Source organism: Sphingomonas bacterium, assembly GCF_903644135.1.
Taxonomy (GTDB): domain Bacteria; phylum Pseudomonadota; class Alphaproteobacteria; order Sphingomonadales; family Sphingomonadaceae; genus Sphingomonas.
Map to the genome: position 1 here is coordinate 1 of NZ_CAHJXA010000235.1, position 4,538 is coordinate 4,538.

The following is a 4,538-nucleotide window of genomic DNA, read 5'->3' on the forward strand; positions in this document are numbered from 1 at the left end:
CTGGCTCGACGCCGGCGGCACCGTCGCGTTCGTCCTCGACGGCGAGCACCGCGCCGTGCGCCGCGCCATCACCACCGGCCGCCGCAACCCCGACCAAGTCGAGGTCACCGCCGGCCTCGCGCCGGGCGAGCGCATCGTCACCACCGCGCTCGGCACCTACGCCGCCTACCACACCCTCCTGCTCCGATAGGAACCGCCATGATCCAGCTCCAGGACGTCAGCCGCACCTATGCCTCCGACGAGGTCGAGACGACCGCGCTCGCCGACATCGACCTGGCTGTCGAGGCGGGCGAATTCGTCGCGATCATGGGCCCGTCAGGCTGCGGCAAGTCGACGCTGCTCAACGTGCTCGGCACGATCGACCGGCCGACCGGCGGCAAATATCTGTTCGAGGGTGCCGACATCGCCGCCGCCTCCGAGGCGTCGCTCGCCCGGCTGCGCCGCGACCGGCTGGGTTTCGTGTTCCAGAGCTTCAATCTGATCGACGAGCTGACCATCGCCGAAAATGTCGCGCTCGGCCTCGCCTATCGCACGATGCCGGGCAAGGAGAAGAAGGAGCGCGTGGCGGCGGCGATGGACCGGGTCGGCATCGCCCATCGCCGCGGCCACCATCCCCACCAGCTGTCGGGCGGGCAGCAGCAGCGCGCCGCCATCGCCCGCGCGATCGTCGGCGAGCCCCGCCTGATCCTCGCCGACGAGCCGACCGGCAACCTCGACAGCGACAACGGCGCGCAGGTGATGGACATCCTGCGGCAGCTCAACGGCGACGGCGCGACCATCGTCATGGTGACGCACAGCCCCGCCCATGCCGACGTCGCCAAGCGTACCGTCCACATGCTCGATGGCCGCATCCTCTCCTCCGCGCGCCGGGCCGCCTGACATGTGGACCTCGCTCTACCGCTCGCTCACCCGCCACCGCCTGTTCGCCGCGCTCAATATCGGCGGGCTGGCGCTGGGCATCGCGGTGTTCATCGTGCTGTTCCTGTTCGTGCGCTTCGAGACCGGGTTCGACGGGGTGCTGCCGGGACAGGACCGGCTGTGGGTCATGGAAGAGCGCTATGTCATGCCGGGCTACCCGACCGACACCAGCCCAAACACGCTGGGTAACGAACTCAACATCCTGCGCGCGGACTATCCGCAGCTTGTCGGCACGCGCTACAACCAGCTAGGGGTGGCCGTCCTTCAGGGCGCGCAGGCGACCGCCGAGGACCTTGCGGCAGTCGACTCGAACTACCTGTCTTTGATGCGCTTTCCGGCTATCGAGGGTGATCCCCGCGTCACGCTGGCCGATCCCAACGGCCTCGTCATCACTCAGAAGACAGCGCACAAATATTTCGGCAGCCAGCCCGCGATCGGGCAGACGCTGCGCATCTCGATCGATGGCACGATCTACGTCTATCGCGTCGGCGCGGTGCTGCGCGACATGCCCGACAACGTGACACTCAAGGCCGAGATGTTCGCGCCCTTGGTGCGCGCGCGCTTCGGCAATGAATGGTGGGATCACTGGGGCAGCACGTCGTTAATGACCCTGCTGCGCTTTCCTGACGCCGCCGCGGCGCGGGCGTTCGAGGCGCAACTCCCCGGCTTCCTTGATCGCCATGCCTATGCCAACAACAACATCAAGAAAGGCGAGTATTTCCAGTCGCTGCGGCCGCTGACCGCAATGCATCTCTACAGCCCCGGCGACCGCGCGATCGTGACGACGCTTGGGATCGTCGGGCTGCTGACGCTGCTGATCGCGATCGTCAACTACGTCAACCTGGCGACAGCGCGCGCCGGCCTGCGGGCGCGGGAAGTGGCGATGCGCAAGGTGCTGGGCGGTACGCGGCTTGCGCTGGTCGGCCAATTCCTTGGCGAGGCGCTGGCGACCGTCGCGCTGGCGGCGCTGATCGGGCTGGCGCTGGCGGAGATCGCGTTGCCGTTCGTCAACGCGCTGGGCGGGACGACGCTGGCGATCCGCTATCTCGGCGCGGACGGCATCGTCGCTCCGCTGGCGGCGCTGGTGCTCGCGGTGGGACTGGTCGCCGGCATCTACCCGGCGTTCGTCCTGTCCGGCTTCCGTCCTGCCGCCGTGCTCGCCTCGACTCGCGCGCCGGGTGGTGGACGGGCGGGCGCGCGGCTGCGCGGCGCACTGGTGGTGGTGCAGTTCGCGATCGCCATCGCCTTTGCGATCGCCACCGCCACCATGCTGACGCAGACCGCGCACATCCGCGCCGCCGATCTCGGCTTCCGTCGCGACGGGCTGGTGATCGTCCGCTCGATGTACCTTGGCGGCATCGACGCGGCACAGCGCGCGGCGATCCTGCGCGGTTTCGCCCGGGTGCCGCATGTCACCGGCGTCACCATCGCCAACAACGCGCCGGGCGACCAGTCCACGACCAACTTCTCGGGCTATGCGCGGCCGGGCGCGACGGGCCCGCTGGTGTCGCTGATGGATGTCGGCACCGGCCGCGATTACTTCGCCGTCTATGGTGCCAGGCTGATCGCGGGCCGCCTGTTCGACGCCGCGCACGCCGACGACCGGGGTCTGTTGTCGCCCGATGAGCGCAAGCGGATCGCCGCAAACGCCGTCGTCAACCGCAAGGCGGTCACGGCGCTCGGCTTCGCCTCGCCCCAAGCGGCGCTGGGCAAGACGATCAGCAATGGCGTGAGGACATCGACGATCATCGGCGTGGTCGACAATGTCCGGTTCCGCAGCCCGCGCGATCCGGTCGATCCGGTCGCCTATACCTACAATACGGTCGACGTCCTCTCGCCCTACGGTGCGGTGCGCTACAGCGGCGTCGATACCAAGACGATGATGATCTCGCTGGAGGCGGCGTGGAAGCGGGCGGTGCCGGGCGTCCCGTTCGAGGCGCGCTCGGTCGAGGAAAATCTGTTCGAGCGCTATTACAAGGCAGACGCCCAGCGCGCGCGGCTGTTCACGATCGGGGCGGTGCTGGCGGTGGTGATCGGCTGCCTCGGGCTCTACGGCCTCGCCGCGTTCGACACCGCGCGGCGGGTCAAGGAGATCGGCATCAGGAAGACGCTGGGTGCCTCGACCGGCGACGTGCTGCGGCTGTTGATCGGGCAGTTCATGCGGCCGGTGCTGCTGGCCAATCTCCTCGCCTGGCCGCTCGCCTTCGTGGCGATGCGGCGATGGCTGTCGGGGTTCGACGACCGGGTGGCGCTGTCGCCGCTGTTCTTCGTGGGAGCCAGCATCGTGGCGATACTGATCGCCGCCGCCACCGTCGTCGGCCAGGCCTGGCGCGTCGCCCGCGCCGAACCCGCCCGCGCGCTGCGACATGAGTGATCCAGATGTCCGCGCTGGCCGCTCTCTATCGCTCGATCAGCCGACATCCGCTCTACTCGGCGCTCAACATCGGCGGCCTCGCGCTCGGCATCGCAGTGTTCCTGGTGCTGTCGTTGTTCGTGCGGCACGAGCAAAGCTTCAACCGCTTTCCCGGAGCCGAGCGGTTATGGGTGATGCAGGAGCGCTACGACGCCCCGGGCCGGCCTGCCATCGACAGTCCGCACGTCATGGGCGGCGAGCTCGACCTGCTCCGCCACGACTTCCCGGGCTTGGTCGGCGCGCGCTGGAGTGCGATCGGCGGCACCATCCTGCGCGACGGCGAAGCCAGCACGGAGAACCTCGTGCTGATCGACCCGGCATTCCTGCCGCTGTTCGACTATAGCGTCGTGGCAGGCGACGCGGCACGCACGCTGACCGCGCCCGATGGCGTCGTCATCAGCCAGAGGATGGCGCGCCGCTATTTCGGCGAGCGCTCGCCGATCGGTCGTCCGCTGACGCTGATGATTGGCCGGCTGACGCAGGCCTTCACCGTCGGCGCTGTCGTTGCCGACGCGCCGCGCAGCACGGAGTTCAACGGCAGCCTGTTCGTGCGAATGACCCGCGACCGCGTCGAGGCCGCCGCCTACGACCATTGGAACGTCGCGGTGGGCTGGACCTTCCTGCGCTTTCCCGACGCCGACGCCGCCCACCGCTTCGAGGCGGGGCTGCCCGCGTTTCTAGGACGGCACGCATTTCCCACAGGCGAGGTGAAGCGAGCGGAGTACCGGCAATCGCTGCGCCCGCTGGCGGCGATCCACCTCTTCCTCAACGGCGAGCGGGAAACGGTCGCGACGCTGCAGGTCGTGGGTGCGCTCACGCTGCTGATCGCGATCGTCAACTACGTCAATCTCGCGACCGCACGCGCCGGGCTGCGGGCGCGCGAGGTGGCGATGCGCAAGGTGCTGGGTGCCACCCGCCGCGCGTTGATCGGTCAGTTCCTGGGCGAGGCGCTGGCGACCGTCGCGTTGGCGGCGCTGATCGGACTGGCGCTGGCCGAGCTGGTGCTGCCGTTCGTCAACGCGCTGGGCGGGACGGAGCTGGCGATCGACTATGTCGGAGCGAATGGGATCGTGGTGCCGCTGGCGCTGCTCGTGCTGGTGGTGGGCTTGGCGGCCGGCACCTATCCCGCGCTGCTGCTGTCACGCTTCCAGCCCGCCGCCGTGCTGGCCTCGGTGCGCGCGCCGGGCGGTGGCCGCGCGGGCGCGCA

General features: G+C 69.2%; 3 protein-coding genes and 1 pseudogene. All 4 read left to right on the top strand.

All coding sequences use genetic code 11. The features are described 5' to 3' along the window. Positions 1-190: pseudogene (locus HUU96_RS11745) on the top strand (efflux transporter periplasmic adaptor subunit); the annotation flags it as partial. 8 nt (positions 191-198) lie between these two features. Next, positions 199-879, top strand: coding sequence for an ABC transporter ATP-binding protein (locus HUU96_RS11750; RefSeq protein WP_174292971.1), 681 nt, complete (start codon positions 199-201; stop codon positions 877-879). A 1-nt stretch (position 880) separates the two neighbouring features. Then, complete coding sequence (locus HUU96_RS11755) at positions 881-3,292, top strand: ABC transporter permease (protein WP_174292972.1); 2,412 nt, start codon at positions 881-883, stop codon at positions 3,290-3,292. Positions 3,293-3,297: 5 nt separating this feature from the next. Next, on the top strand, positions 3,298-4,538 hold a 1,241-nt coding region (locus HUU96_RS11760), incomplete at its 3' end, for an ABC transporter permease (RefSeq protein ID WP_174292973.1).